Here is a 22,553-nt window from a genome sequence, read left to right as displayed (position 1 = left end):
GGGTCGTTATTGTTGTGTCAGCCAGCCCAGCCCTTCCCGGGTGCCGGCTCTGGGGTTGTACTCGCAGCCAATCCAGTCGTGGTAGCCCGCCTGCGCCAGCGCCTTGAACAGGTGGGGGTAGGCGATCTCCCCCTCGTCCGGCTCGTGGCGATCCGGCACCGAGGCGATCTGGACATGGCCGATGGCCGGGCCCAGCTTGCCGATGAGACGGGTGAGATCCCCGTCCATGATCTGGGCGTGGTAGAGGTCGAGCTGCACCCCCACGTTGGGTCTGTCTATCTCCTGCACCAGGGCCAGGGCGTCGAGCTGGTGGGCCAGGAAGTAGCCGGGCACGTCCCGATCGTTGAGAGGCTCGAGCAGCACCCTGATGCCGTCTGCGGCCAGGAAGTCGGCGGCGAAGCGGATGTTGTCGATCAGGGTCTGGCGGTGGGCCGAGAGGCTGTGTGCCGGGTCGACTATGCCGCTCATGGCGTGCACCTTGGTGCAGCCGAGCGCCAGGGCGTAGTCACGTACGGTTGGCAGGTGGGCGCGAAACTCCGCTTCCCGCCCCGGGATGGCGGCCATGCCGCGCTCCCCCGCGCCCCAGTTGCCCGGCGGCATGTTGAACAGGGCCTGGGAGAGCCCCTGCTCGCGCAAGCGGCGGCCCAGCTCGGCGGCCGGCCACTGGTAGGGGAAGAGGAACTCCACCGCCTCGAAGCCTGCGTCGCGGGCGGCGGCGAAGCGCTCCAGGAACGGCACCTCGGTAAACAGCATGGTGAGATTGGCTGCAAACTTGCTCATGGTTTCATCCTCCTCAATTCATCAATTTCGGGTTCGCTCAGGTAGCGGATGGAGTGGCCATGAAGCATCAGTGCCAGGCGCGCCGTCTCCTCCAGCTCTTCCATGTTGTTGACCGCATCCACCAGATCCTTGCCCGTCACCACGGGGCCGTGGTTGGCAAGCAGGAAGGCGTTGTCCTCGGGGGCGCGGCGCCCCAGCTCCTCGGCGATGCGGGCATCCCCCGGTTTGTAGTAGGGGATGAGCGGCAACTGGCCGACCCGCATCACGTAGTAGGGGGTGAAGGGGCGGATGACGTTGGCCGGATCCAGCCCCTCCAAACAGGAGAGGGCGGTCAGGTGGGTGCAGTGCAGGTGCACCACGGCCCGGCAGTGCGGATTGTTGTGGTAGATGGCGAGGTGGAAGGCCACCTCCTTGGAGGGGCGATCACCCCCCAGGTGCTCCCCCTGCAGGTTGACGTGGGAGAGCCTGTCGGCGCTCAGACGTCCCAGGCAGGAGCCGGTGGGGGTGGCGATCAGGGTACCGTCCGGCAGCAGGGCGGAGAGGTTGCCGGCGCCCCCGGTGGCATAGCCGCGCTGGAAGAGGGAGGCCCCCAGCATCACCATGGTGTCGCGCAGTGCCTGTTCAGTCATGGAAGTACTCCTGAGCCTTGTCGAAGAAGTCGTCGCTCCCGAAGTTGCCGGACTTGAGTGCCAGCGACAGGGGGGCGTCGATGGCCCGCACCCAGGGCACACCGGGGGCGATCTGCGGGCCTATGTGGAACGCCTTGACGCCGAGGGCCTGGGTGACCCGGCTCGAGGTCTCGCCACCGGCGATGATGAAGCGGTCCACCCCGGCGCCTTGCAGCAGTTGGGCGAGGCGGGCAAAGCAGTGCTCCACCGCATCGCTGGCCGCCTGCTGGCCGTGGGTCTCCTGAATGCGGGCCAGCTCAACCGGGCTGGTGGTGGCGTAGACCAGCGGCGCCGGGGTCCGGGGCTGGTCCAGCACCCAGCGCGCCAGCTCGGCCGGGTAGTCGGCCTCTTCGAGGCAGCGCACCACGTCCAGCGCCAGGGCGGGGGCGTGCTGGCGATAGCGGGCCACCTGGCGGTTGGTCATCTCGGAGCAGGAGCCCGACAGCACAGCGGCGCGGGTGCCTCTGGGCCAGCCTGCCTCGCGGGCACCCTGCAGATCGCCGCTGCCAAGCTGGCGGGCCAGGCCGATGGCGAGGCCGGATCCGCCGGTCACCAGGGGCATGTGGAGGGCGGCGGTGGCGATGTCCAGCAGGTGCTGCTCGGTCAGGGTGTCGACCACGGCGTAGCGCACGCCCCCCTCTGCCAGCTGCTCAAAGGCCTTGGCAATGGCATCGGGGCCTTGAGCTATGGTGGCGAACGGCACCAGACCGGCGCGGCCCTGGGCCTGCCCCTCCATCAGCCGCAGCAGATTGCTGTCGGTCATGGGGGTGATGGGGTGGTGGCGCATGCCGGACTCGGCCAGCGGCTGGGCGCCGACGAAGAGGTTGCCCTGATAGACGGTGCGACCGTTCACCGGCAGGGCCGGGCAGATCAGGGTGAAGTCCTGGCCAAGCGCCGCCAGCAGGGCGTCGGTGACCGGGCCTATATTGCCCGCCGCCGTGCTGTCGAAGGTGGAGCAGTATTTCTGGTAGATGCGCGGGCAGCCGCGGGCCTTGAGCCAGTCGAGGGCCGCCAGGGAGTCGCGCACCGCCTCATCGGCGGGGCAGGAGCGGCTCTTTAGGCTGATCACCACGGCATCGACCCCGGTCAGATCCGCCGCTGTCGGGATGCCGGCAAACTGGATGGTGGAGAGGCCGTTCTCCACCAGGAAGCCGGCGATGTCGGTGGCGCCGGTGAAGTCGTCTGCGATGACACCGAGTTTCATGGCTGATCCTCCTGGCCCGGCAGTGTGATGCCGGAGAACGTCTTGATGACGGCGCTGTCATCTTCCTGGCCGTGCCCTGCGTTGCTGGCGCCGAGGAACATGTTCAGCGCCGTGCTCGCGAGCGGCAGCGGGAAGCGCAGCGCCTTGGCGGTGTCCGCCACCAGGGTGAGGTCCTTGACGAAGATGTCCACCGCGGAGCGGGCCTGGTAGTCACCGGCCAGCACCCTGGGCATGCGGTTTTCAAACATCCAGGAGTTGCCGGCGGCATGGGTGACCACGTCATACATGAGATCCAGGGAGACGCCGGCCCGGCTGGCCAGGGCCATGGCCTCGGCGGCCACCGCGATGTGCACCCCGGCCAGCAGCTGGTGGATGATCTTGACCGTGCTGCCCTGGCCCGGCTCGCTGCCGACCCGGTAGAGCTTGCCGGCCACCGCATCCAGCACCGGGGCCAGCTTGTCGAAGGCGGCCTCTGAGCCTGCGGCCATCACCGTCATCTCGCCGGCATCGGCCTTGATGGCGCCACCGGAGACAGGCGCATCCAGCATCGGAAGCCCCAGCTGCGCCAGCTCGGCGGCCAGGGCGCTCGCCTCCTCGGCCGCTATGGTGGAAGAGACCATGATGGCGGTGCCCGGTTTGAGGTGGCGGGCCAGCCCCTCTTCGCCGAGCAGGATGCGGCGCACCTGGGTGGCGTTGACCACCAGCAACAACACCGCATCGAGCGTCTCGGCCAGGGGTCTGGCATCGGCCATGACGGCGGCGGCACCGGCCTGCTGCAACTGGCTGCGGGCCTGCTTGCTGAGGTCTATGCCATAGGTGGTGAGCCCGGCCCGCAGGCAGGAGCGGGCGGCGCCCATACCCATGGCGCCCAGGCCGATGACCGCAACATGATAGGGAGTGCTCATCTCGTGATTCCTCGATTACGACTGATGAGCCGATAGTAGAGGCTTGCGGCGATGAAATATCAGGCAGGTGTCACAAAAAATAACTTATTGTGTGTTAATTTTTGTTATTGATGGGGGGGTGAGATTCTTTCGAGTCAATAAATGGCGCCACTTGTGTGAGAAAATGTGATTTGTGAGCCCGTCTCAGGTTAATTATCATTTTTTCCCAGGTCGCTGGGGTAGAATGGCGCCTTCCCTTCCCCGAGGTGCGAGGCAAGATGATTCCCGTAGAGCGACAGCAACGTATCCTGCAGCTGCTGGCAGAGCGCGGCGTGGTCAGCATAGTGGAGCTGACCGACTGGTTGCAGGTCTCCCACATGACCATCAGGCGCGACATCCAGAAGCTGGAGGAGCAGGGGCGGGTGCTCTCCGTCTCGGGCGGGGTCAGCCTCTCCCAGCGGATCAAGAGCGAGCCCTCTCACGCTACCAAGCGCAGCCTGATGCAGGGGGCCAAGCTGGCCATCGCCCGGCTCGCCGCCGCCCAGGTGAGCGAGGGGAGCACAGTCTATCTGGATGCCGGCACCACCTCCCTGGAGCTGGCCAGGGAGCTGGCGCTGCGGGAAGATCTGATGATAGTGACCAACGACTTCATGGTGTGCGCCTACCTCATCGAGCACGGTCGCTGCCGCCTCTATCACACCGGGGGTCAGGTCATTCGCGAGAACCAGTCCTGCGCCGGTGAGGCCACCGCCCACTTCCTGCGCAACCTCCATCTGGACGTCGCCTTCCTCTCCTCCTCCTCCTGGGACGGGCAGGGGATCTCCACCCCGAGCGAGCAGAAGGTGCCGGTGAAGCGGGCCGTGGTGGAGTCGGCGGCGACCCGCATCCTCATCTGCGACTCGTCCAAATATGGCAAGGTAGGCACCTTCAACGTGGTGGGCTGGGATGCGATCGATCAGGTGATCACCGACGAGCAACTGCCCCAGAGCGCCCGGGAGGCGCTGGCGCAGCACGGGGTCAGGGTGACCATGGCGCCGCTCGCCAGCCTGGCCTCCGGCGTCGAGTGACTGTGTCAGCCTGTCACTCTTCGCCGGCCTGAGGCTCGCTTGTCAGGTTGGCGGAGCCCTGGATCACCTCGCCCGCCTTCTCTATGTCCCGTCCCACCCCGTGAATGGTGTTGCAGCCCAGCAACCAGAGGCTGGCACAGAGCACCAGCAGGGTTCGATTCTTGTTCATGCTTCCTCCTCGCCGGCGCCCGCTCCGGGGCCGGCCTCCATGTCATGGGGTCAGTTTGAGCAGGCGCCCCTTGCCTGAGTCCGTCAGCAGATAGAGGGCGCCGTCCGCACCCTCCTGCAGGGTACGGATCCGCTCCCCGAGATCGGTCAGCAGCCGCTCCTCCGAGACAATCTTGTCCCCCGCGAGGCGAAGGCGCAGCAGGGCCTGACCGCGCAGTGCGCCGACCAGCAGATCCCCCCGCCACGCCTTGAACAGATCGCCTTGGTAGAAGCGCATGCCCGAGGGGGCGATGGAGGGCACCCAGAGCCAGCGCGGCGGCGTCAGACCCGGCGCGCTCTGGCCCACACCAATCTTGCCGCCCCCGTACTCCTCGCCGAAGGTCACTCTGGGCCAACCGTAGTTGTGGCCCGGCAGGATGAGGTTCACCTCGTCCCCGCCCTGGGGGCCGTGCTCGTGGGCCCAGAACTGCTGGCTGCCTGGGCGCAGCGCCGCCCCCTGCATGTTGCGATGGCCCAGGCTCCAGATCTCCGGCAGGGCCCCCGCCGTCTTGACGAAGGGATTGTCGGCGGGCACCCGGCCATCCCTGTGCAGGCGCACCGTCTTGCCGAGGTGGTTGTCCAGCGTCTGGGCCCGCTCCCGCTCGCTGTAGCGATCGCCTAGGGTGATGAAGAGATAGCCATCCTCGGTCAGCACCAGGCGGGAGCCGAAGTGGGCGCCGCCGGCCACCTTGGGCTGCTGGCGAAACAGCAGTTGCCAGTCGACGAGGGCGTCCTTTTGCAACCGGGCCCGGGCCACGGCGGTGCCGGCTCCGCCGTCCCCCGGCTCGCTGTAGCTGAGATAGAGCCAGCCCTCGTCGTCCAGGGCGAGATCGAGCAGGCCCCCCTGACCCTGATTGGCGATGGGGGGCAGACCCGAGATGACATGGCGCTCGCCGCTGGCGTCGATGCGCAGCAGGCGGCCCGGGCGCTCGCCAATCAGATAGCCGCCCCCCGGCAGCAGGACCAGCCCCCAGGGATGGTTGAGCCCCTCCACCAGGGGGGTCAGTGTCAGCGCCCGGAGCGGGCTCACCAGGCAGATCAGCAGCAGTGCAAGCAGTCGCAGCAAGGGGGATCTCCTCTTGGAAGGGGGCTGGCCGGCGGCGCAACGTCGCTGAAGTATAGGGGGTTGCCAACAGAGGGAGAGCGATGGCCCGCTCTGCGGGCTTTTCCCGCCGCGACGCTCAAGGCATTCAGCCCGACGCAAGGCGGGGCGCGTACACTTGATGGTGCGATGAGACATGGCTCGCACGCTTGGGCGAGCGGCCATGGTCATAGGCTGGCAACGGTCACTCGAGCGCCGGTGCAGCATCGGGGCCATAGGGCCATGAGTTCATGGAGGATAAGATGTCATCACCCGCGTCGGCGCCAAGGCGCTCCCTGTCCGACCTGCTGGCCGGCGTCACAGCGGCGGCCGTCGTGCTGCCCAAGGCCATGGCCTATGCCAGCGTGGCCGGTCTGCCGGTGGCCGTCGGTCTCTACACCGCCTTTGTACCCATGCTGCTCTACGCCCTGCTGGGCTCCTCCCGGGTGCTGAGCGTCAGCTCCACCAGCACATTGGCTATCCTGACCGCGACCCAGCTCGGGCTGGTGGTGCCGGACGGGGATCCCGGTCGGCTGCTCACAGTGACCGCCACCCTGACCCTGCTGGTGGGGGCCATGCTGATGCTGGCGGCGGTGCTGCGGCTCGGCTTCGTGGCCAACTTCATCTCCCTGCCGGTGCTGGTGGGGTTCAAGAGCGGCATAGGGCTGGTGATCATCCTCGATCAGCTGCCCAAGCTGTTCGGGGTGCACCTGCAGAAGGAGAACTTCTTCCTGGATCTCTACCACCTGGGGCTGGCCCTGCCCCAGAGCTCCTGGCTGACCCTGGGCGTCGCCCTGGCCACCCTGGTGGTGCTGGTGTTCATGGAGTGGCGCTTCCCCCATTCCCCCGCCCCCTTGCTGGGGGTGGGTATCGGCATCGCCCTGGTGTGGGGCTTTGGCCTGAACGAGGCGGGGGTGGCCATAGTCGGGACCATCCCCACCGGCTTGCCCGCCCTGACGATGCCGGACCTGACCCTGGTGTTGCAGTTGTTGCCGGGGGCGGCGGGCATAGCGCTGATGAGCTTCACCGAGACCATAGCCGCAGGGCGGGCCTTCGTGGGCAAGGAAGAGCCCGAGATCAACCCGAACCGCGAGCTGGTGGCCACCGGGCTGGCCAACCTGGGGGGCGCCTTCTGCGGCAGCATGCCGGCGGGGGGCGGCACCTCCCAGACCGCTGTGGTGCGCTCCGTCGGGGGCCTGAGCCAGTGGGCCTCCGCCGTCACCGCCGCCATGGCGCTGGCCACCATGATCTTCCTCGCCCCGCTGCTCTCCTGGCTGCCAAGCGCCACCCTGGCGGTGGTGGTCATCGTCTATTCGGTGGGGCTCATCCAGCCGGGGGAGTTTCGCAAGATAGGGCAGATTCGCATGATGGAGTTTCGCTGGGCCGTCATCGCCTGCCTGGGGGTGCTGCTGTTTGGCACCCTGGAGGGGATAGTGGTCGCCATCCTGGCCTCCCTGCTGGGGCTGGCCAGCCAGACGGCGCAGCCGCCCGTCTATGTGATTGGCCGCAAGCCCGGGGAGGATGTGCTGAGGCCGCTGGCCGCGCGCCATCCTGATGACGAGACGATCCCTGGCCTGCTTATCCTGCGGCCGGAGGGGCGCCTCTTCTTCATCAATGTGCAGCATGTGGCGGCCCGGATCCGCGAGCTGACCGAGACTCACCAGCCCGAGGTGGTGGTGCTGGACATGAGCCGGGTGCAGGACGTGGAGTACTCGGCGCTGATGATGCTGATGGAGGGGGAGCAGCAGGCCCGCGCCAGGGGGGTCACCCTCTGGCTGGCCGGGCTCAATCCCGGGGTGCTCGAGAACGTGCGCCGCAGCGGGCTGGCCGACCAGTTGGGGGAGGACCGCATGCTGTTCAATGCCAGGGCGGCGATCCGCCAGTATCAGCAGAGCAGGGAGTGAGGGGGCAAGGGACGAGCCAGAAGCCCCCCAATACCAGGACAGTCATCCGCCAGTATCAGCAGAGCAGGGAGTGAGGGGACAAGGGATGAGCCAGAGGCCCCCCAATGCCAGGGCGGCGATTCGCCAGTATCAGCAGAGCAGGGAGTGAGAGAGCAAGGGGCGAGCCGGAGGCTGCCCCTTGAGGGTGATCAGAAGAGTTCCGGGATCACCCGGAGCGGGTGCTCAGAGGCCTTGACCTTGCCAATCTTGCGTTTTGGCAGCTTGACCGGCTCGGCTGGCAGCTCCTCGTAGGGAATGTGGCTCAGCAGGTGGGAGATGATGTTGAGCCGCACCCGTTTCTTGTCCTCGGAGCGGGCCACGAACCAGGGGGCCCAGGCGGTGTCGGTGGCGATGAACATGGCGTCCCGCGCCCGGGTGTAGTCATCCCAGCGATCGAAGGACTTGATGTCCATGGGGGAGAGCTTCCAGATCTTGCGCCCATCGTCGATGCGATCCCGCAGCCGTCGCTCCTGCTCTTCCGGGGTCACCTCCAGCCAGTACTTCAGCAAAATGATGCCAGAGTCCACCAGCGCTTTTTCCACCATGGGGGTGCCAGCCAGGAATTTGTCGCTCGCCTCCTGGCTGCAAAAGCCCATGATGCGCTCCACCCCGGCCCTGTTGTACCAGCTGCGGTCGAAGATGACGATCTCGCCCGCCGCCGGCAGGTGCGGAATATAGCGCTGGAAATAGAGCTGGCTCTTCTCCCGCTCCGTGGGGGCCGGCAGCGCTATGACCCTGAATATCCGGGGGCTGACCCGCTCGGTGATCGCCTTGATGGTGCCCCCCTTGCCGGCGCCGTCGCGCCCCTCGAAGACGATGCAGACCTTGAGCCCCTTGTGCACTACCCACTGCTGCAGCTTCACCAGCTCCACGTGCAGGCGACGCAGCTCCTTCTCGTATGCCTTGTTGCCAAGGGGCTTGGGCTCGGTGACCGGTACCGGCTGTTCTGCTTTGGATTTTTTCTTGCTAGCCATGATGTCCTTCTTTTTTCTCGAACGGATGAGGAGTGGCCGTCATCCCGGACGGCGCACTTCAAGCGTAGATGACAGTTGTTTCGGTCAGGAAGGGAGCAGGGGAGCGGGGATCCGTATCTGGCGCGCCGTTTGGCGCCGGGAGGCTTTGCCTGGGAGGGTCGGGGCTGGCCGCCTGGGCCAGAAAGGCACAAGGGGTTGGCATCTTGCGATGCCAACCCCTTGTTTTGTATGGCGTTCCCGACTGGAGTCGAACCAGTGGCCTGTCCCTTAGGAGGGGACCGCTCTATCCTGCTGAGCTACGGGAACCTTGTGGCGGGCATTATACAAGAAGCATTGTGCTTTTAAACCCTTGATTCCTATTCCAATACGGCCAAATCACCGATTTGGACATTAAACGGCGAATATTTGTTCTGACTGCTGATGATGGCGCCATCCTCGAACACCTGCACCACCTCGAACAGGCCGTCGGCGGGATTGCGCATCACCCGGGACTTGCCATAGGGGTCGATGAAGTCGGCGCTGTGCTGGACGCGGAACTGATCCCCGAGCTTGACCCCGTTGCGACGGCCCAGGCTGATGTGGGGGCCCCGCTCGTGCTGGGCCACGATGCGGGCGGTGACGGGGGCGCAGGCGAGCTCGGCGATGATGTCCTGGGCCGCCTCCTTCAGCTGGTAGCTCACCTCCTGGCCGTAGCTGGACTGCCAGAACTGGCCGCTGTGGCTGCCCACCTGCTCCCGTTTGGAGAAGGTCCAGTTGGCCCGGCCCTGATACTCCTTGCGCCCGAGCAGGCTGCCGTTGATGCCGTCGAACAGGTAGAGCTGCATGCGGAAGTTGCGGATCGGGTCTTCATACCAGCTGGTCAGCTGGTTGCCCTGGGGCTCTAGGGAGAGATCGTCGATGCTGCCGAGCACCAGATACTGGCTGTCGGTGCGCAGGCTCAGGGCCTTGATCTCCTCGAGGGCACTGCGATCCCCCTGCTGCAGGTGGAGGGGATCGATGCGCAGGTTTTCGTCCAGCCACTGGCGGGCGACCACCCCCTGGGGCGCCGCCGCCAGGGTCTCGAACAGGCGGCGGGAGAGATCCGCCGGCATGTCGTCGAGGGCGCCGGTGCTCGCCTGGTCCGGGTAGCGCATGCGCAGGCGTACCAGCGTCAAATCCTTGGCGTAGTGCTGGGTCTGGCAGATCTGGCGCTCGGCCTGGATGTCGGCCACCAGCGTGATGTACATACGGCCGTTGCGCACCTCCTCGCGCTTGAGGCGGTACTGGCGAATGTCGCCGCCGGAGCGGATCTGGATCTGCTCCGAGCGCAGGCTGCCGTTCTCCAGGCGCTGGATGCTGGAGACGGACGCGCCGCTGGCCAGCAGGGCCTGACGCAGCGCATCCCGGGTCGCCTGCTCGCGGGCATAGACCTCGTCGCCCCCCAGAATGGCGGCACTGCCCTGGGCCTCTATGAGCTCGGCGCGGGCCGACAGACTGGCCAGCAGCAGGGTTGACAGCAGCACAACTTTCATAACGTACACCTTGAATAGATGAACCCCTCTTGCGCCCCAGGGGGCGGGTGAGCGGCTTCATGGACACTGGCCTGGTTTGCACCGGGTGCGCAAATAAAAGCAAGATCCATGCCTTGTTCCGGCGAAAGGGTGTACAGCTCGCCACATTTCCCGGCTCCAGCCTCATTATTGGCGCCGCCCAAGGCCCTCTGGCGGATCATCGGGCGATCCTTGGCGCATTCCCGTCTCAAGTGTTGGCCGCTGCGACCGATAACAAGTCAGGTGTAGATACAGGAACAGGTATCCATGAACAGAATTATCACGGCGCTGGCGGTTGCGCTGGCGCTGGCCGGCTGCGGCTCGGCCGACCCCATCAACCGGGATCAAGGGGATCCCCGGCAGGCGGCCAAGGGGATGGAGCTCAACTGGCTGGTGGCCCGCATGACGGATCAGCTGATGGAGCGCAAGTCCCTCACCACCCTGACCGAGCCCATCGCCGTCGCCTCCTTCGTCGATCTCGACACCCTGAAGGACACCAACTGGATGGGTCTGCAGATTGAGGAGAGCTTCATCTACGAGCTGAACCGACGCGGGGAAGTGGTGGTGGACTTCAAGACCACGGGCAGCATTCAAGTGACCCCCAGTGGCGACTTCGTGATGAGCCGCAACTACCGGGATCTCTCCGCCCGCCTGCCCATCTCCCGGATCCTGACCGGCACCTTCAGCCGCAATCAGCAGGGGATCCTGGTCAATGCCCGGATCATCGATCTGCGTACCAAGATGGTGGAGACCACGGCCCAGAGCCTGATCCCGCAACAATATCTGTCCGGCGCCAGCAACTCCTTTGGTCGGGCATCGGTCAACCGGGGTTACCTGATGCGGGGCGGCCAGAGCACGTCCGGCCATCTGGTCAACCTGACCCCCTGAGGAGTAGAGAGCGATGAAAATCTTGTTGGGTTGCCTGATGGCAATGTTGCTGACGGCGTGCAGCGGGAACCGGGTGGTGAATTACGACGTGGGGGAGAAGCCAGATGACTTCCCGGTGCTCAAGGCGGTGGGCTACGCGGTGATCGACATCCAGCCCGGCCCCTCTCAGTCGGAGAAGATGCTGCAGGCGATCCGGGCGTCCAAGATGGATGCCTACCGGGAGCTGGCGGAGCAGCTCAACGGCCAGCAGGTGCGCGGCCAGAGCAGCTACAAGGACCTGACCCAGACCTCCAACTCTCTGGATGTGTCTGTGGCCGGCATGGTGCGCGGTGCCCGTGTGGTGGCGACCTATCCCCGCGGCAACACCTATGCCACCGAGCTGGAGCTCGACACCCGCAACCTCTATCACCTCAACCAGCTGATGGCGGGTCAGTTCTAGGGCGAGAAGCGGGACGACACTCTCCGTCACCTGAACCAGCCGATGTCGGGTCAGTTCCAGGGCGGGTGCGTGCGGACGCCGGCATGAGCCAGGTGGTCGTCACAGCACAGACAAAGGCGAGCGCAGGCTCGCCTTTTTGTTGTCCGGGGGTCGGGTCGGCAGGGGGCAGGAGCGGGGTTGGCACCCCGCCGGCGTGAGTCTGGGGCCCGGTTGGCGGCCCAGGTCGTATAACAGGAGTGAATGATGGGGATATGTCGCTCAGTTTTTCCGAACGCTAAATCGGGGGACTGGGGGCTGCGGCGCCGCCAGCGGGGGAGGGGAGACGGAAAAGAGAGAGGCGAGCCTGATGCTCGCCTCTTGCCGTTCGGGGGCTTAGCTGCCCATCAGCACCGGCGGCACTGCGGTCGGCTTGACGTCTTCGCTCGGGTAGCAGCCCAGCACCTTGACGTAGCGGGTGATCTTGGTCAGCTCCAGCAGGGCGGCCTGCATCTCTGGGGTCTGCAGGTTGGCGGAGACATCCAGGTAGAACATCTCCTCCCAGGGGTTGCCCTGCACCGGACGGGATTCCAGCTTGGTCATGTTGATCTCGTGGCTGCGCAGCACCAGCAGCGCCTCCACCAGGGAGCCCGGCTTCTGGGAGGTGGACATGATGAGGGTGGTCTTGGCCGGGATCTGGGGCGCCACGTCGATGGGCTTGCGCGCCACTACGATGAAGCGGCTGTAGTTCTCCTTCTGGTTCGCGAGCTGCTCGGCCAGCACGTCGAGGCCATACAGCTCGCCCCCGGCGGCGCTGCCGATGGCCGCCGCCTCCGGGCTCCCCAGCTCCTTCACCTTCATCATGGCGCTGGAGGAGGAGTCGCAGATCTCGTGGCGCGCCCCTTCCAGCTTGCTGAGGTAGTGGGAGCACTGCTGGAACACCTGGGGGTGGGCGTAGAAGGTCTTGATCCGGGACAGCTCGGTGGGCACGGCGGTGAGGATGCAGTGCTCTATGGGGTAGGTCAGCTCACCGACGATGGAGAGGGTGGTGTGCTGCATCACGTCGTACACCTCGTTGATGGAGCCCGAGCTGGTGTTCTCGATGGGCAGCACCCCGAAGGCGGCGCGGCCCGACTCCACGGTGTCCAGCACCTCGCGGAAGTTCTGGCAGTTCACCTCGATGACCTGATCCTTGTAGCGCGCCAGGTACTTGCGGGCGGCCAGGCTGGAGTAAGAGCCGCGCGGGCCCAGGTAGGCGACGCTGGTCATGGGCTCCTGCTGCTGGGGGTTGAGCAGGCTCTGCAGGTAGGCCTGCTGGGAGAGCACGGAGTCTTCGATGATGGTGTGGTAGATGCGGGTGATGTACTGGGCATCCAGTCCGAGGGCACGCCCTTTCTGGATCAGGGCAACCAGCAGGTCCTGCTCCCGCTGGGTGTCGCGGATGGGACGGGGATTGGCCTGCTTGGCGCGGGCAACCTCGATGCTGAGGGTCTTGCGTTTGGCCAGCAGGGCGAGCAGCTCCTGATCCAACTGGGTGATGTCTTGTCTGATCTCGTCGAGCGTTGCCATGGTGGTTCCCTATCCAAATCTTCTGTGGTGGTTGCTGCAAAAAAAAGCCTCCGCTGGGGGAGGCTCGATTCGTCTTTGCTTTCTGTTGATGCGACGACAGGGCCTTCCCTCATGAGGGCCGGATAAACGAGAAAGCAAAGAAGAATGGTGTGTGCATGATGTTGTCCTGAATGTAACGTCATAACCATTAAGGGATTTGGCACGCCGATGCAAGTAAAACTTGCCCCGGTGCGTTGAACGGGGCAGGGTAGGTGGTCGGGATCCCTGACCGAATGAGTGTCACACTGGTCCCGTTGTTGCTGGTCAATGAGAGGGAGGCGAGAGGATGGCGATTATCTTCGATCTGGGGCGGGTGGTGGTGAGCTGGGATCCGGTCGGCATAGTGCGCTCGGTACGAGGACCGGATGGTGCCGAAGCCCTGGCGGAGCAGCTGTTCAACCACCCCGACTGGCTGGAGGTGGACAGGGGCACCCTCTCCCTGCACGCCATGGCGCGCCAGGCAGAGGCGCGCACCGGCCTGCCCATGGCACAGAACCTCGCCATCCTGCAGGCGGTGCCCGCCTCCCTGCAGCCGGATCCCGCCATGGTGGCGCTTATCGAGGCGCTGCACAGTGCCGGTCACCGGCTCTACGCCCTCTCCAACATGGGCCATGCCAGCATCGACTGGCTGGAGCAGCATCAGGAGTTCTGGCGCTTCTTCAGCGGCAAGGTGGTGTTGGCCCGGGTGCGGATGCTCAAGCCCGAGCCCGACATCTATCGCTATCTGCTGGTGTCGTTCGACCTCAAGGCTGGGGAGTGTCTCTTTATCGACGACAGCCCGGCCAACGTGGCGGCGGCCCGGGCGCTCGGCCTGCAGGGCATGGTGTTCACCGACGCCCCCGCATGCCGTCGGCAGCTGGTCGAGCAGGGATGGTTGCCCGCCTGAGGGGCCCTTCGCCGGGCCCGGAGAAAAGGGGGGCTGATTTGTCTCTTGAGCGAATAAAGAACAACTTTGTCCCCATTCTTTAAGTGTCTATTCAGCTTTGTCATCGCAAAATAACATCCTATTCATCATCCGGAGCCGTTGTTATGGATGCCAATGTCGTCGCGCTGAATCGGGGATACGATCAGCTATTTCAGGCCAGGGAACAGAGGCTCATCAATACCCTGGCCGGTTACGGCGAACTGCTTGTCTCCTTCTCCGGCCGGCTGGAGTCCTGCTACAGCATGGATCTGTGCCGGGCCAGCGGGGTCCGCTTTCGGGCCATCACCCTGGACAACCCGACCCTGAGCCGCAAGGCGGTGGCCCGGGCCAAGCGCTACTGCAAGCACTACGGCATCGCCCACCAGGTGATCAGGACCGACGAGATGATCTTCAGCGTGCACCTCGGCCACCTCGCGGAGGTGACGGATCCGGTGCGCTACCTCTGCCAGCAGCTCGAGCACGATGACGGCCCCCCTATCCTGATGTCGGCCTCGGTGGAGGAGATGCGGGAGTATCTGCGGCGTTTCGACAGCGTGCCGGCCAATACCCTCTGGATCTTTGCCGAGCAGGGCATGACCCACAGGGACTTTCGCTATGGCTTCCACAAGCGCCAGCTGGCCCTGTGGGGGGCGGGGGGAGAGGCTTGCCTGAGCCAGCGCTTCTCCGACGTCGAGTCCCTGGACCGGCGCCACCTGCGCATGGTGGACATGGCCGAGCAGATGCTGTTCGACATGGGGCTGGACGGGGCCCAGGTCTTCTTCCATACCCTAGCGGACAGGGTCACCACCCTGGCCAGGATCAGGGTGCCCCAGCGCATGCGGGCCCTGGTGTTCGACATGCAGCCGAGCATCCAGAAGGCGCTCAAGAGCGCCCAGTTCGATCTGGTGACCCTGGACATGGTATCGGGGGAAGATCCCCAGCAGCTGGTAATCTGATCCCGACCCTGGCCCGTAACGTGAGTCGGGTCATAGGCAAGGGCAGCCCGACTCTTTATACTGCTCCCTCTGCATCCCTATCGAGTCATCTGCCCATGAAACCCTTGTCCAGACTGCTGCTTGCCCTCTGCCTCTCCCCCATGCTGGCCCAGGCCGCGCCCCTGACCCAGGTCACCCTGGCCGATGGCCGTCAGGTGCAGCTCAACGACGACTTCACCTGGGAATACCTGCTGGTGAAGCCCGCCGAGACGGTGGCCGGCAAGAAGGTGACGACGAGCGTGGCGGCGCCGGTGCTGACCGAGCAGGCCCTGGCCAATCCCGACCTGCTCGCCCAGGCGACCCGGGACGGGATCACGGTGACCCTGAACCAGGTGGAGAGCGAGGATCCGCTGCGTCTGCAATTCATGGTGAGCAACACCGGCAGCCGCAACGTGGTGCGGGTCAACGGCAGCCTGACCCTGTTCAGTGCCGAGGGGGTGCAGCTGGCGACCCAGCCGGTGCGCTTCTGGGTCGGGGAGAATCGTCTGCCTGAATCCTATCTGCGCAAGGGCGAGCAGCGTCCGTCGCGGGCCATCGAGCTGGCCCGTCCGGCCAATCTGACCGGCAAGCCGCTGGTGCGGGTGCAGATCGACGAAGTGGAATTCCGCTAGGATAGCGGTGGGGACGGGCAGGCCCGTCCCCCATGGAGTGTTGCTCCGGTAACCGCCAGCAATATCTGCTTACATCTGACATGGTTTGGCAACAGCTTGCCGCTCGGCACCTCTCCCCTCGCCCGTCACAATGGCTCCATTCCAGTTAGGTTCCGCCTAACTCAACAATCGGAGTCAACAAAATGCAAAAACTCGCACTGTCTGTTCTGGTTCTGGCCGGCCTCTCTTCCACCTCCGTCCTGGCGCAAGATGCGTTCAGCTACGCCAAGGGATCTGCCACCTGGGCACACACCAAGTCTGACTACGTCGGTGGCAAGGACAGCAACAACCGCGATTTCGGTGGTCTGAGCCTGGATCTCTCCAAGAGCTTCGGCTCCAACTTCTACGGCCGTTTCGGATCCGAATACAGCTCCCGCAACAGCGGCAATGACAGCATGGCCATTTCCAATCTGGGTATGGGGGTGTTCACTCCCCTCAGCACCGGCCTGAACCTGTACGGTGAAGCGGGTCTGATGGGCTACAGCATGGAGCGCGAGCTCGCCTCCAACGTCAACGACAGCGGCTGGGACGACATCACCCGCAAGCAGAGCGGCAGCCTCTACGGTGAAGTGGGCCTGCGCTACGACATCGGCGCCGTCGAGCTCTCCACCGGCTATCGCTACGCCAACATGACCGACGACATGCACGACTTCAAGGCGGGTGCCGCCTACAAGGTGAGCCAGAACCTGGCCCTCACCGCCGATTACACCTACCGCAACTGGGATCTGCAGAAAGGATCCATCACCAGCCTGGGTGTGAAATACAGCTTCTGATTTCCCTGTCTGTCGTGACGTCCATTTTGCCCATGACCCCGGTCATGGGCTTTTTCATTTTCCGGTGATCCTGTTTTCCCCCTTGTGTCGTATCGGCCCGTAATAGTTATACAACTTTCATTTCTTTGTATAACCGCTATAACTGGTTCAATTCTTATACAAGGGGCGCAATCATGTACAAGATCAAGGTCGGTATCAGTGCCTGTCTGCTGGGGCAGGAAGTGCGGTTCGACGGGGGCCACAAGCGCTCCAGCTTCTGCGAACGGGATCTTGGCGCCCACTTCGACTATCACCCGGTCTGCCCCGAGATGGCCATCGGCCTGGGCGCACCCCGCGCCGCCATCCGCCTGGTCAAGCGCCATGGGGAGGTGCGGGCCGAGGCGAGCAACGGCAGCTTCGACGTCACCGAGCGGCTCATCGCCTTCAGCGAGCAGAAGGCGCGCCAGCTCGACTTCATCTCCGGCTACATCCTCTGTGCCAAGTCACCCAGCTGCGGCATGGAGCGGGTGCGCATCTATGGCGCCAACAACGAGGGGAGCGCCAAGGAGGGAATTGGCCTCTTTGCCAAGGCCTTGATGGAGGCCAACCCCCTGCTGCCGGTGGAGGAAGACGGCCGCCTGTGCGATCCCATACTGCGGGAGAACTTCGTGCTGCGGGTCTTCGCCTATCACGACTGGCAGCAGCTCTGCGCCAGCGGGATCACCGCCGCCGCCCTCATCCGCTTTCATTCCCGCTACAAGTACCTGGTGCTCTCCCACGCCACCACCCACTACCGCACCCTCGGCAAGTTGCTCGGCAACCTCGGCAAGGCCAACCTGCAGGAGGTGGCCGACAACTACATCAAGGGTCTGATGGCGGCCCTGACCCTGCGTGCCAACCGTCGCAGCCACACCAATGTGCTGATGCACCTGCAGGGCTATTTCAAGCGGGTGCTGACCCCGGCCCAGAAGCAGGAGCTCTGCGACACCATAGACAAGTACCGCACCGGCATCTTCCCGCTGCTGGTGCCCCTCACCCTGATCCGCCACTACCTGCGGGAATACCCCAATGCCTACTTGTCCGAGCAGGTCTATCTCAACCCGCATCCCGATACGCTGAAATTGCGTTACGGGCTTTGAGAATGGCGAGATCGGCCTTATCCAGAGCCACATCCCGATACGCGCAAGCTGCGTGACGGGCTCTGAATTCGCTTGTGCCCCGACGCAGCCTCTGGGCTCGGGGCGCCCATACCCTGTTGAATGGAAGTCACCATGTCTGATGTACCACAAGATGATGCCGCCAAGCCGGACGAGGGGATCTACCCCATCCGCGAGGTCTCCCGCCTCACCGGGGTCAATGCCGTCACCCTGCGTGCCTGGCAGCGCCGCTACGGCCTGGTGCAGCCCGCCCGCACCGACAAGGGGCACCGCCTCTACAGCGAGCAGGATATCCGCCAGATTGGCGAGATCCTGAGCTGGCTTGAGCGGGGGGTGAGCATAGGCCAGGTCAAGGGATTGCTGAGCGAGCCCCAGTCCCAGCCGGTGAGCGATCACTGGCAGCAGACCCTGGAGCAGTTCAGCCTTGCGCTGCTCGCCTTCAACCAGCGCAAGGCGGAGGCCGAGCTTAACGACCTGCTGGCGAGCTACCCCTTCGAGCTGGTGCGCAGCCGGGTGCTGCAACCGCTGGTGGAGCGGCTGCTGGGCCTGTGGCGCGAGCGGCCGGATGGCGAGCTGCTGCAACAGGTGTGGCTGGGCTGGCTCCACACCCGCTTCGCCCGCCACCTCATCGAGCAGGAGAGGGGGCTGCCGGTCACCCTGGCGAGCTGGGGTCAGGTGGGCCCTCTCGATCTGGTCTGGGCGGCCTACGAGCTGATCGGTCAGGGCTATGAGGTGCAGTTGCTGGGGGCGGTGGAGCCGCGCCACGTCGCCCTGCTGGAGGGGCGAGCCCTCACCCCCTGGCGGGTGCTGCTGGGGGCCGGCCTTGGCAAGCCGGCGCTGGCCGCCGACTGGCCTGCCGGTACCCGGCTCTTTGGCGAGCTGGGGCGACTCTATGATGCTGACTGGCTGGCCGCTCACGGCTGGCGGGCGACCCTGGCCGAGGTGATGGTGGACAAGCCTGCCGCCCGTGGCTTGAGCTGGCGCGGGAGCAAGAGATCATGAGGCTGATCTGGTTTCGCAATGACTTGCGCCTTTCCGACAACCCGGCGCTGCGTCATGGCTGCGCCAGCGATGAGCCGGTCGCCGCACTCTTCATCATCTCCCCCACCCAGTGGCGTCAGCACAAGATGGCCCCCATCCGCCAGCGCTTCATCCTGGCCCAGGTGGATGAGCTGGGCCGGGAGCTGGCGGCCCTCGGCATCCAGCTCCATCTGCTGCGAGTCGAGACCTTTGCCGAGGTGCCTGCGGCGCTGGCTGACCTCTGCCGCGAGCTCGGCGTCACCCAGCTCTACGCCAATCAGGCCATCGAGCTTGACGAACAGCGCCGGGACCATGCGGTCACCGCCGCGCTGGCAGAGCAGGAGGTGAGTTGCCACTGGCTCAACGGCTGCTGCGTGCTGCCCCCTGGACGGGTGCTGACCGGCGGGAGGGAGATGTTCAAGGTCTTCACCCCCTTCAGCCGCGCCTGGCTCAAGGCGCTGGATGAGGATGGCTTCGTCATCCACAGAGCCCCGGCACCCCGGGGCGAGCCCCTGCCCTGGCAGCCGCTGGCCGAGCGGGCCTCTGTCGATGAGGGGATCGGGGAGCTGACCCCGGATCCCCGCTGGCCGGTGGGGGAGGCCGAGGCCCTGCGGCGGCTGCATGCCTTCCTGGATCAGGGGGTGCTGGACTACGGCGAGACCCGGGATTTTCCGGCGCTGGCGGGTACCTCCATCCTCTCCCCCTATCTGGCGGCGGGCATCGTCAGCCCCCGTCAATGCGTGGCGGCCTTGCAGCAGCGACTCGGCGGCCGGCCCCAGTCCAAGGCGCAGCCCGGTTTCGTCTGGCTCAATGAACTCATCTGGCGCGAGTTCTATCGCCACCTGCTGGTACTGATCCCGACCCTCTCGATGAATCGCCCTTTCAAGCCAGAGACGGCGGCCCTGCCCTGGAGCTGGGACCCGGATGCGTTTGCCGCCTGGTGCGAGGGGCGCACCGGTTATCCCATAGTCGATGCGGCCATGCGCTGCCTCAACGCCACCGGCTGGATGCACAACCGGCTGCGGATGATAGTGGCGAGTTTCCTGACCAAGGATCTGCATATCCACTGGCGGCTCGGGGAGGATTACTTCATGAGCCAGCTCATCGACGGGGATCTGGCGGCCAACAATGGCGGCTGGCAGTGGGCGGCGGGCACAGGCGCCGATGCGGCCCCCTACTTTCGGGTGTTCAACCCGACGACTCAGGGGCAACGATTTGATCCACAAGGGGAGTTTATCCGTACCTGGGTATCTGAGCTTGCCGATCTGCCTGCCACCCATGTGCACCAGCCCCACAACTGGTTGCGGCTCAAGGGGCGGCAGGACTACCCGGCGCCCATGGTGGATCATGCCGTTGCACGGGTGAGGGCCATCGAGATGTTCCGTGACCTGGAGAAGCAATAACATGAACGACGCGCTGGCCCATTTCATCGTCCTCTACCTGCAGCTGGACAAGCACCAGTTGCACCGCCTGCCGGAGATCTATGCCGAGCAGGTGGTGTTCATCGATCCGGCCCACCGCATCGAGGGGCTGGCCGCGCTCACCCGCTATTTTTCCTCCCTCTACGACCGGCTCAAGGAGTGCCGCTTCGAGATCACCAGCCAGCAGCAGCAGGGCAATGAAGCCTGGCTCAGCTGGGTCATGATCTTCGCCCACCCCAGGATCGCCGGTGGTCGGCCCGTGCGGGTCGAGGGCGCCACCCGGCTGCAGTTCGATGCCTGGGGCAAGATCTGCCTGCACCGGGACTACTTCGATCTCGGCGCCATGCTCTACGAGCAGTTGCCCCTGCTCGGGCCCGTGGTGCGCGCCATCAAGGGGAGGCTGGGAGCATGAGCGGACGCGTGCTGATCACCGGGGCCACCTCCGGCATAGGTCGCCAGCTGGCGCTCGATTATCGGCGCGCTGGCTGGCAGGTGTGGGGCTGTGGCCGCGACGGCGAGCGGCTGCAGGAGCTGGGGCTTCACGGCATCACTCCCCTGCAGTTCGATGCACGGGACAGCGTCGCCATGGCAGAGGCCGCCGCCGGTCTGCCCACGCTGGACCTGGTGATCCTCAACGCAGGCAACTGCGAGTACATGGATATAGCCGAGGGATTTGACAGCGCGCTGTTTGCCCGGGTGATCGAGACCAACCTCATCGCCACCGGCCACGCCCTGGCCGCCTTCCTGCCGCGGCTGGCGGCCGGGTCGCGGCTCGCCATCGTCAGCTCCTCGGTGAGCTGGCTGCCCCTGCCAAGGGCCGAGGCCTATGGCGCCTCCAAGGCGGCCCTTGATTATCTGGCCCATACCCTGCGCCTCGATCTCGCCAGCAAGGGGATAGGGGTCACCCTGATCCGCCCGGGCTTCGTGCAAACGCCGCTCACCGCGAAGAATGATTTTCCCATGCCCTGTCTGGTGACGGTGGAGGAGGCATCCCGCGCCATCATGGGCGGGCTGGCTGCCGGTCGCCACCAGATCCACTTCCCCCGTCGCTTCATCTGGCTGCTGCGCCTGCTGGGTGCACTGCCGACGGGGCTCTGGCTGCGGCTGGGGCGCACCCTCATCTCGAAAGGATCCCCTTCATGAAGAAAAAGATCGCCATCATAGGTTCCGGGATCTCGGGTCTCAGCGCCGGATTTCTGCTCCACAAGCGGCACGACATCACCTTGTTCGAGGCGGCCCCCCTGCTCGGCGGACATACCGCCACCGTGGATGTCAGCCTGGCCGGTCGCAGCTATGCCATCGACACCGGCTTTATCGTCTTCAACGATCGCACCTACCCGAATTTCCTGAAACTGCTGGAGCGGATCGGGGTGGCGCGCCAGCCCACCGAGATGAGCTTCTCGGTCAAGAGCCCCCAGGGGCTGGAGTACAACGGCCACAACCTGGATACCCTGTTTGCCCAGCGCAGCAACCTGCTGAGCCCGCGCTTCTACCGCTTCGTCGCCGAGATACTGCGCTTCAACCGGGAGGCCCGCGCCTGGCTGGCGGAGCTTGGGCGCCACGGCGGTGGCAGCGAACCGACCCTGGGGGATTTCCTGCAACTGGGGGAGTTCAGCGACTACTTCGCCCGCCACTACATACTGCCCATGGGGGCGGCCATCTGGTCCTCCACCCTGGCGGACATGCGCGCCTTTCCGCTGGGCTTCTTCCTGCGTTTCTTTGCCAACCACGGCCTGCTGGATGTGGCTAACCGTCCCCAGTGGTACGTCGTTCCGGGCGGCTCGCGGGAATACATAGGGCCGCTCACCGCAGGCTGGCTGCCGCGGATCCGGCTGGCCTGCCCGGTGCAGGGGATAAGGCGCACGGCCGAGGGGGGGCTGATCCGAAGCGGTTACGGGGAGGAGCACTTTGACGAGGTGATCCTCGCCTGTCACAGCGATCAGGCCCTGGCCCTGCTGACGGATGCGAGCGAAGGGGAGCAGGCCATTCTCGGCGCAATGGCCTATCAGGCCAACGACGTCTGGCTTCACACCGATGCGAGCTGCCTGCCGCTCCGGCCAAAGGCCTGGGCCAGCTGGAACTATCTGCTTGGGGATGACGACGAGGCGCGCCCCCTGGTGAGCTACAACATGAACATTTTGCAGGGGATAAGCGCACCGCACCCCTTCTGCGTCAGCCTCAATCCCCAGGGCCGGGTGGACGAGAGCAAGGTGCTGCGCCGCTTCGTCTATCACCATCCGGTCTTCAATCAGGCCTCCATCGCCGCCCAGCAGCGGCGAGCCGAGATCTGCGGCCGGCAGTACACCCATTTCTGCGGCGCCTACTGGTACAACGGCTTTCACGAGGACGGGGTGCGCAGCGCCCTGGACGTGGCCAGTCGCTTCGGAGCCAGCCTGTGAAGGCCGC

23 protein-coding genes, 1 tRNA gene and 1 other annotated feature are annotated in these 22,553 nt (G+C 65.3%); of the genes, 14 read left to right on the top strand and 10 right to left on the bottom strand.

Features of this window, described 5'->3' with window-relative positions; all coding sequences use genetic code 11:
- Positions 1 to 6 precede the first annotated feature (6 nt).
- The 4 genes from otnI to ltnD are packed head-to-tail and all read right to left on the bottom strand — an operon-like array spanning position 7 to position 3,557.
- Positions 7 to 780, bottom strand: coding sequence for a 2-oxo-tetronate isomerase (otnI, locus tag AAHB08_RS09365; RefSeq protein WP_342058774.1), 774 nt, complete (start codon positions 778 to 780; stop codon positions 7 to 9).
- Positions 777 to 1,409, bottom strand: coding sequence for a 3-oxo-tetronate 4-phosphate decarboxylase (gene otnC / locus AAHB08_RS09360; protein WP_342058773.1), 633 nt, complete (start codon positions 1,407 to 1,409; stop codon positions 777 to 779). The genes otnI and otnC overlap by 4 nt, the downstream gene beginning before the upstream one ends.
- Positions 1,402 to 2,652: a 3-oxo-tetronate kinase gene (gene otnK, locus AAHB08_RS09355; protein WP_342058772.1), complete on the bottom strand. Its 1,251-nt coding sequence runs from the start codon at positions 2,650 to 2,652 to the stop codon at positions 1,402 to 1,404. Before otnK ends, otnC begins: the two co-directional genes overlap by 8 nt.
- The gene (gene ltnD / locus AAHB08_RS09350) at positions 2,649 to 3,557 is read right to left on the bottom strand and encodes an L-threonate dehydrogenase (protein ID WP_342058771.1); all 909 of its coding nucleotides are present in this window, start codon (positions 3,555 to 3,557) and stop codon (positions 2,649 to 2,651) included. Before ltnD ends, otnK begins: the two co-directional genes overlap by 4 nt.
- Positions 3,558 to 3,814: 257 nt before the next feature.
- Between ltnD and AAHB08_RS09345 the strand changes: the two genes are divergently transcribed.
- Positions 3,815 to 4,603 (top strand): DeoR/GlpR family DNA-binding transcription regulator, encoded by a 789-nt coding sequence (locus AAHB08_RS09345; protein ID WP_202047020.1) that lies wholly within the window; start codon positions 3,815 to 3,817, stop codon positions 4,601 to 4,603.
- Positions 4,604 to 4,616: 13 nt separating this feature from the next.
- On the opposite strand, the gene AAHB08_RS09340 is transcribed toward AAHB08_RS09345, so the two are convergent.
- Positions 4,617 to 4,772: an entericidin A/B family lipoprotein gene (locus tag AAHB08_RS09340; RefSeq protein ID WP_342058770.1), complete on the bottom strand. Its 156-nt coding sequence runs from the start codon at positions 4,770 to 4,772 to the stop codon at positions 4,617 to 4,619.
- A gap of 42 nt (positions 4,773 to 4,814) precedes the next feature.
- The gene (locus AAHB08_RS09335; RefSeq protein WP_342058769.1) at positions 4,815 to 5,876 is read right to left on the bottom strand and encodes a PQQ-dependent sugar dehydrogenase; all 1,062 of its coding nucleotides are present in this window, start codon (positions 5,874 to 5,876) and stop codon (positions 4,815 to 4,817) included.
- A 278-nt stretch (positions 5,877 to 6,154) separates the two neighbouring features.
- On the opposite strand from AAHB08_RS09335, the gene AAHB08_RS09330 reads away from it, so the two are divergent.
- A complete protein-coding gene (locus AAHB08_RS09330; RefSeq protein ID WP_342058768.1) occupies positions 6,155 to 7,795 on the top strand; it encodes a SulP family inorganic anion transporter in 1,641 nt (546 codons plus the stop codon).
- 188 nt (positions 7,796 to 7,983) lie between these two features.
- Here AAHB08_RS09330 and ppk2 read toward each other — a convergent pair whose 3' ends face one another.
- From ppk2 to AAHB08_RS09315, 3 genes are all read right to left on the bottom strand, one after another.
- Positions 7,984 to 8,808 (bottom strand): polyphosphate kinase 2, encoded by an 825-nt coding sequence (gene ppk2 / locus AAHB08_RS09325; protein WP_202047016.1) that lies wholly within the window; start codon positions 8,806 to 8,808, stop codon positions 7,984 to 7,986.
- A gap of 229 nt (positions 8,809 to 9,037) precedes the next feature.
- Positions 9,038 to 9,114, bottom strand: a tRNA-Arg gene (locus AAHB08_RS09320).
- A 50-nt stretch (positions 9,115 to 9,164) separates the two neighbouring features.
- Positions 9,165 to 10,319: a flagellar assembly protein FlgT gene (locus AAHB08_RS09315; protein ID WP_139434189.1), complete on the bottom strand. Its 1,155-nt coding sequence runs from the start codon at positions 10,317 to 10,319 to the stop codon at positions 9,165 to 9,167.
- Positions 10,320 to 10,604: 285 nt separating this feature from the next.
- Between AAHB08_RS09315 and AAHB08_RS09310 the strand changes: the two genes are divergently transcribed.
- Both AAHB08_RS09310 and AAHB08_RS09305 read left to right on the top strand, forming a co-directional pair.
- Complete coding sequence (locus tag AAHB08_RS09310; protein WP_307764063.1) at positions 10,605 to 11,225, top strand: FlgO family outer membrane protein; 621 nt, start codon at positions 10,605 to 10,607, stop codon at positions 11,223 to 11,225.
- Positions 11,226 to 11,238: 13 nt separating this feature from the next.
- On the top strand, positions 11,239 to 11,664 hold the full coding sequence (locus AAHB08_RS09305) for an LPP20 family lipoprotein (protein WP_010673311.1): 426 nt from the start codon (positions 11,239 to 11,241) through the stop codon (positions 11,662 to 11,664).
- A 372-nt stretch (positions 11,665 to 12,036) separates the two neighbouring features.
- Here the strand turns inward: AAHB08_RS09305 and pheA are convergent, their stop codons facing one another.
- On the bottom strand, positions 12,037 to 13,209 hold the full coding sequence (gene pheA / locus AAHB08_RS09300; RefSeq protein WP_202046986.1) for a prephenate dehydratase: 1,173 nt from the start codon (positions 13,207 to 13,209) through the stop codon (positions 12,037 to 12,039).
- Positions 13,210 to 13,247: 38 nt separating this feature from the next.
- Positions 13,248 to 13,370 (bottom strand) — a sequence feature (Phe leader region).
- Between the two features lie 164 nt (positions 13,371 to 13,534).
- Here pheA and AAHB08_RS09295 point away from each other — a divergent pair.
- The 10 genes from AAHB08_RS09295 (at position 13,535) to AAHB08_RS09250 (ending at position 22,546) form a co-directional block, all read left to right on the top strand.
- Positions 13,535 to 14,134, top strand: a complete 600-nt coding sequence (locus AAHB08_RS09295) for an HAD family hydrolase (protein WP_342058767.1) — start codon at positions 13,535 to 13,537, stop codon at positions 14,132 to 14,134.
- 143 nt (positions 14,135 to 14,277) lie between these two features.
- Positions 14,278 to 15,108, top strand: coding sequence for a hypothetical protein (locus AAHB08_RS09290; protein WP_202046984.1), 831 nt, complete (start codon positions 14,278 to 14,280; stop codon positions 15,106 to 15,108).
- Between the two features lie 95 nt (positions 15,109 to 15,203).
- A complete protein-coding gene (locus AAHB08_RS09285) occupies positions 15,204 to 15,758 on the top strand; it encodes a DUF3157 family protein (RefSeq protein WP_342058766.1) in 555 nt (184 codons plus the stop codon).
- 182 nt (positions 15,759 to 15,940) lie between these two features.
- Complete coding sequence (locus tag AAHB08_RS09280; RefSeq protein ID WP_247627113.1) at positions 15,941 to 16,570, top strand: autotransporter; 630 nt, start codon at positions 15,941 to 15,943, stop codon at positions 16,568 to 16,570.
- A 173-nt stretch (positions 16,571 to 16,743) separates the two neighbouring features.
- The gene (locus tag AAHB08_RS09275) at positions 16,744 to 17,688 is read left to right on the top strand and encodes a YbgA family protein (RefSeq protein ID WP_265435762.1); all 945 of its coding nucleotides are present in this window, start codon (positions 16,744 to 16,746) and stop codon (positions 17,686 to 17,688) included.
- Positions 17,689 to 17,820: 132 nt separating this feature from the next.
- Complete coding sequence (locus AAHB08_RS09270; protein ID WP_342058765.1) at positions 17,821 to 18,708, top strand: MerR family transcriptional regulator; 888 nt, start codon at positions 17,821 to 17,823, stop codon at positions 18,706 to 18,708.
- Positions 18,705 to 20,129, top strand: coding sequence for a deoxyribodipyrimidine photo-lyase (gene phrB, locus AAHB08_RS09265; RefSeq protein ID WP_342058764.1), 1,425 nt, complete (start codon positions 18,705 to 18,707; stop codon positions 20,127 to 20,129). The genes AAHB08_RS09270 and phrB overlap by 4 nt, the downstream gene beginning before the upstream one ends.
- A gap of 1 nt (position 20,130) precedes the next feature.
- Positions 20,131 to 20,559: a nuclear transport factor 2 family protein gene (locus AAHB08_RS09260; RefSeq protein WP_202046980.1), complete on the top strand. Its 429-nt coding sequence runs from the start codon at positions 20,131 to 20,133 to the stop codon at positions 20,557 to 20,559.
- The gene (locus tag AAHB08_RS09255) at positions 20,556 to 21,290 is read left to right on the top strand and encodes an SDR family NAD(P)-dependent oxidoreductase (protein ID WP_342058763.1); all 735 of its coding nucleotides are present in this window, start codon (positions 20,556 to 20,558) and stop codon (positions 21,288 to 21,290) included. The genes AAHB08_RS09260 and AAHB08_RS09255 overlap by 4 nt, the downstream gene beginning before the upstream one ends.
- Positions 21,287 to 22,546 carry an NAD(P)/FAD-dependent oxidoreductase gene (locus AAHB08_RS09250; RefSeq protein WP_342058762.1) on the top strand — a complete coding sequence of 420 codons (1,260 nt, stop codon included), beginning with the start codon at positions 21,287 to 21,289 and terminating at the stop codon, positions 22,544 to 22,546. Before AAHB08_RS09255 ends, AAHB08_RS09250 begins: the two co-directional genes overlap by 4 nt.
- Positions 22,547 to 22,553: the final 7 nt, after the last annotated feature.

Origin of the sequence: Aeromonas sp. OTU364, assembly GCF_038440395.1 — a bacterium.
Lineage (GTDB): Bacteria > Pseudomonadota > Gammaproteobacteria > Enterobacterales > Aeromonadaceae > Aeromonas.
The sequence above is the reverse complement of the archived record's forward strand: the minus strand, read 5'-3'. Positions and strand labels throughout refer to the sequence as shown.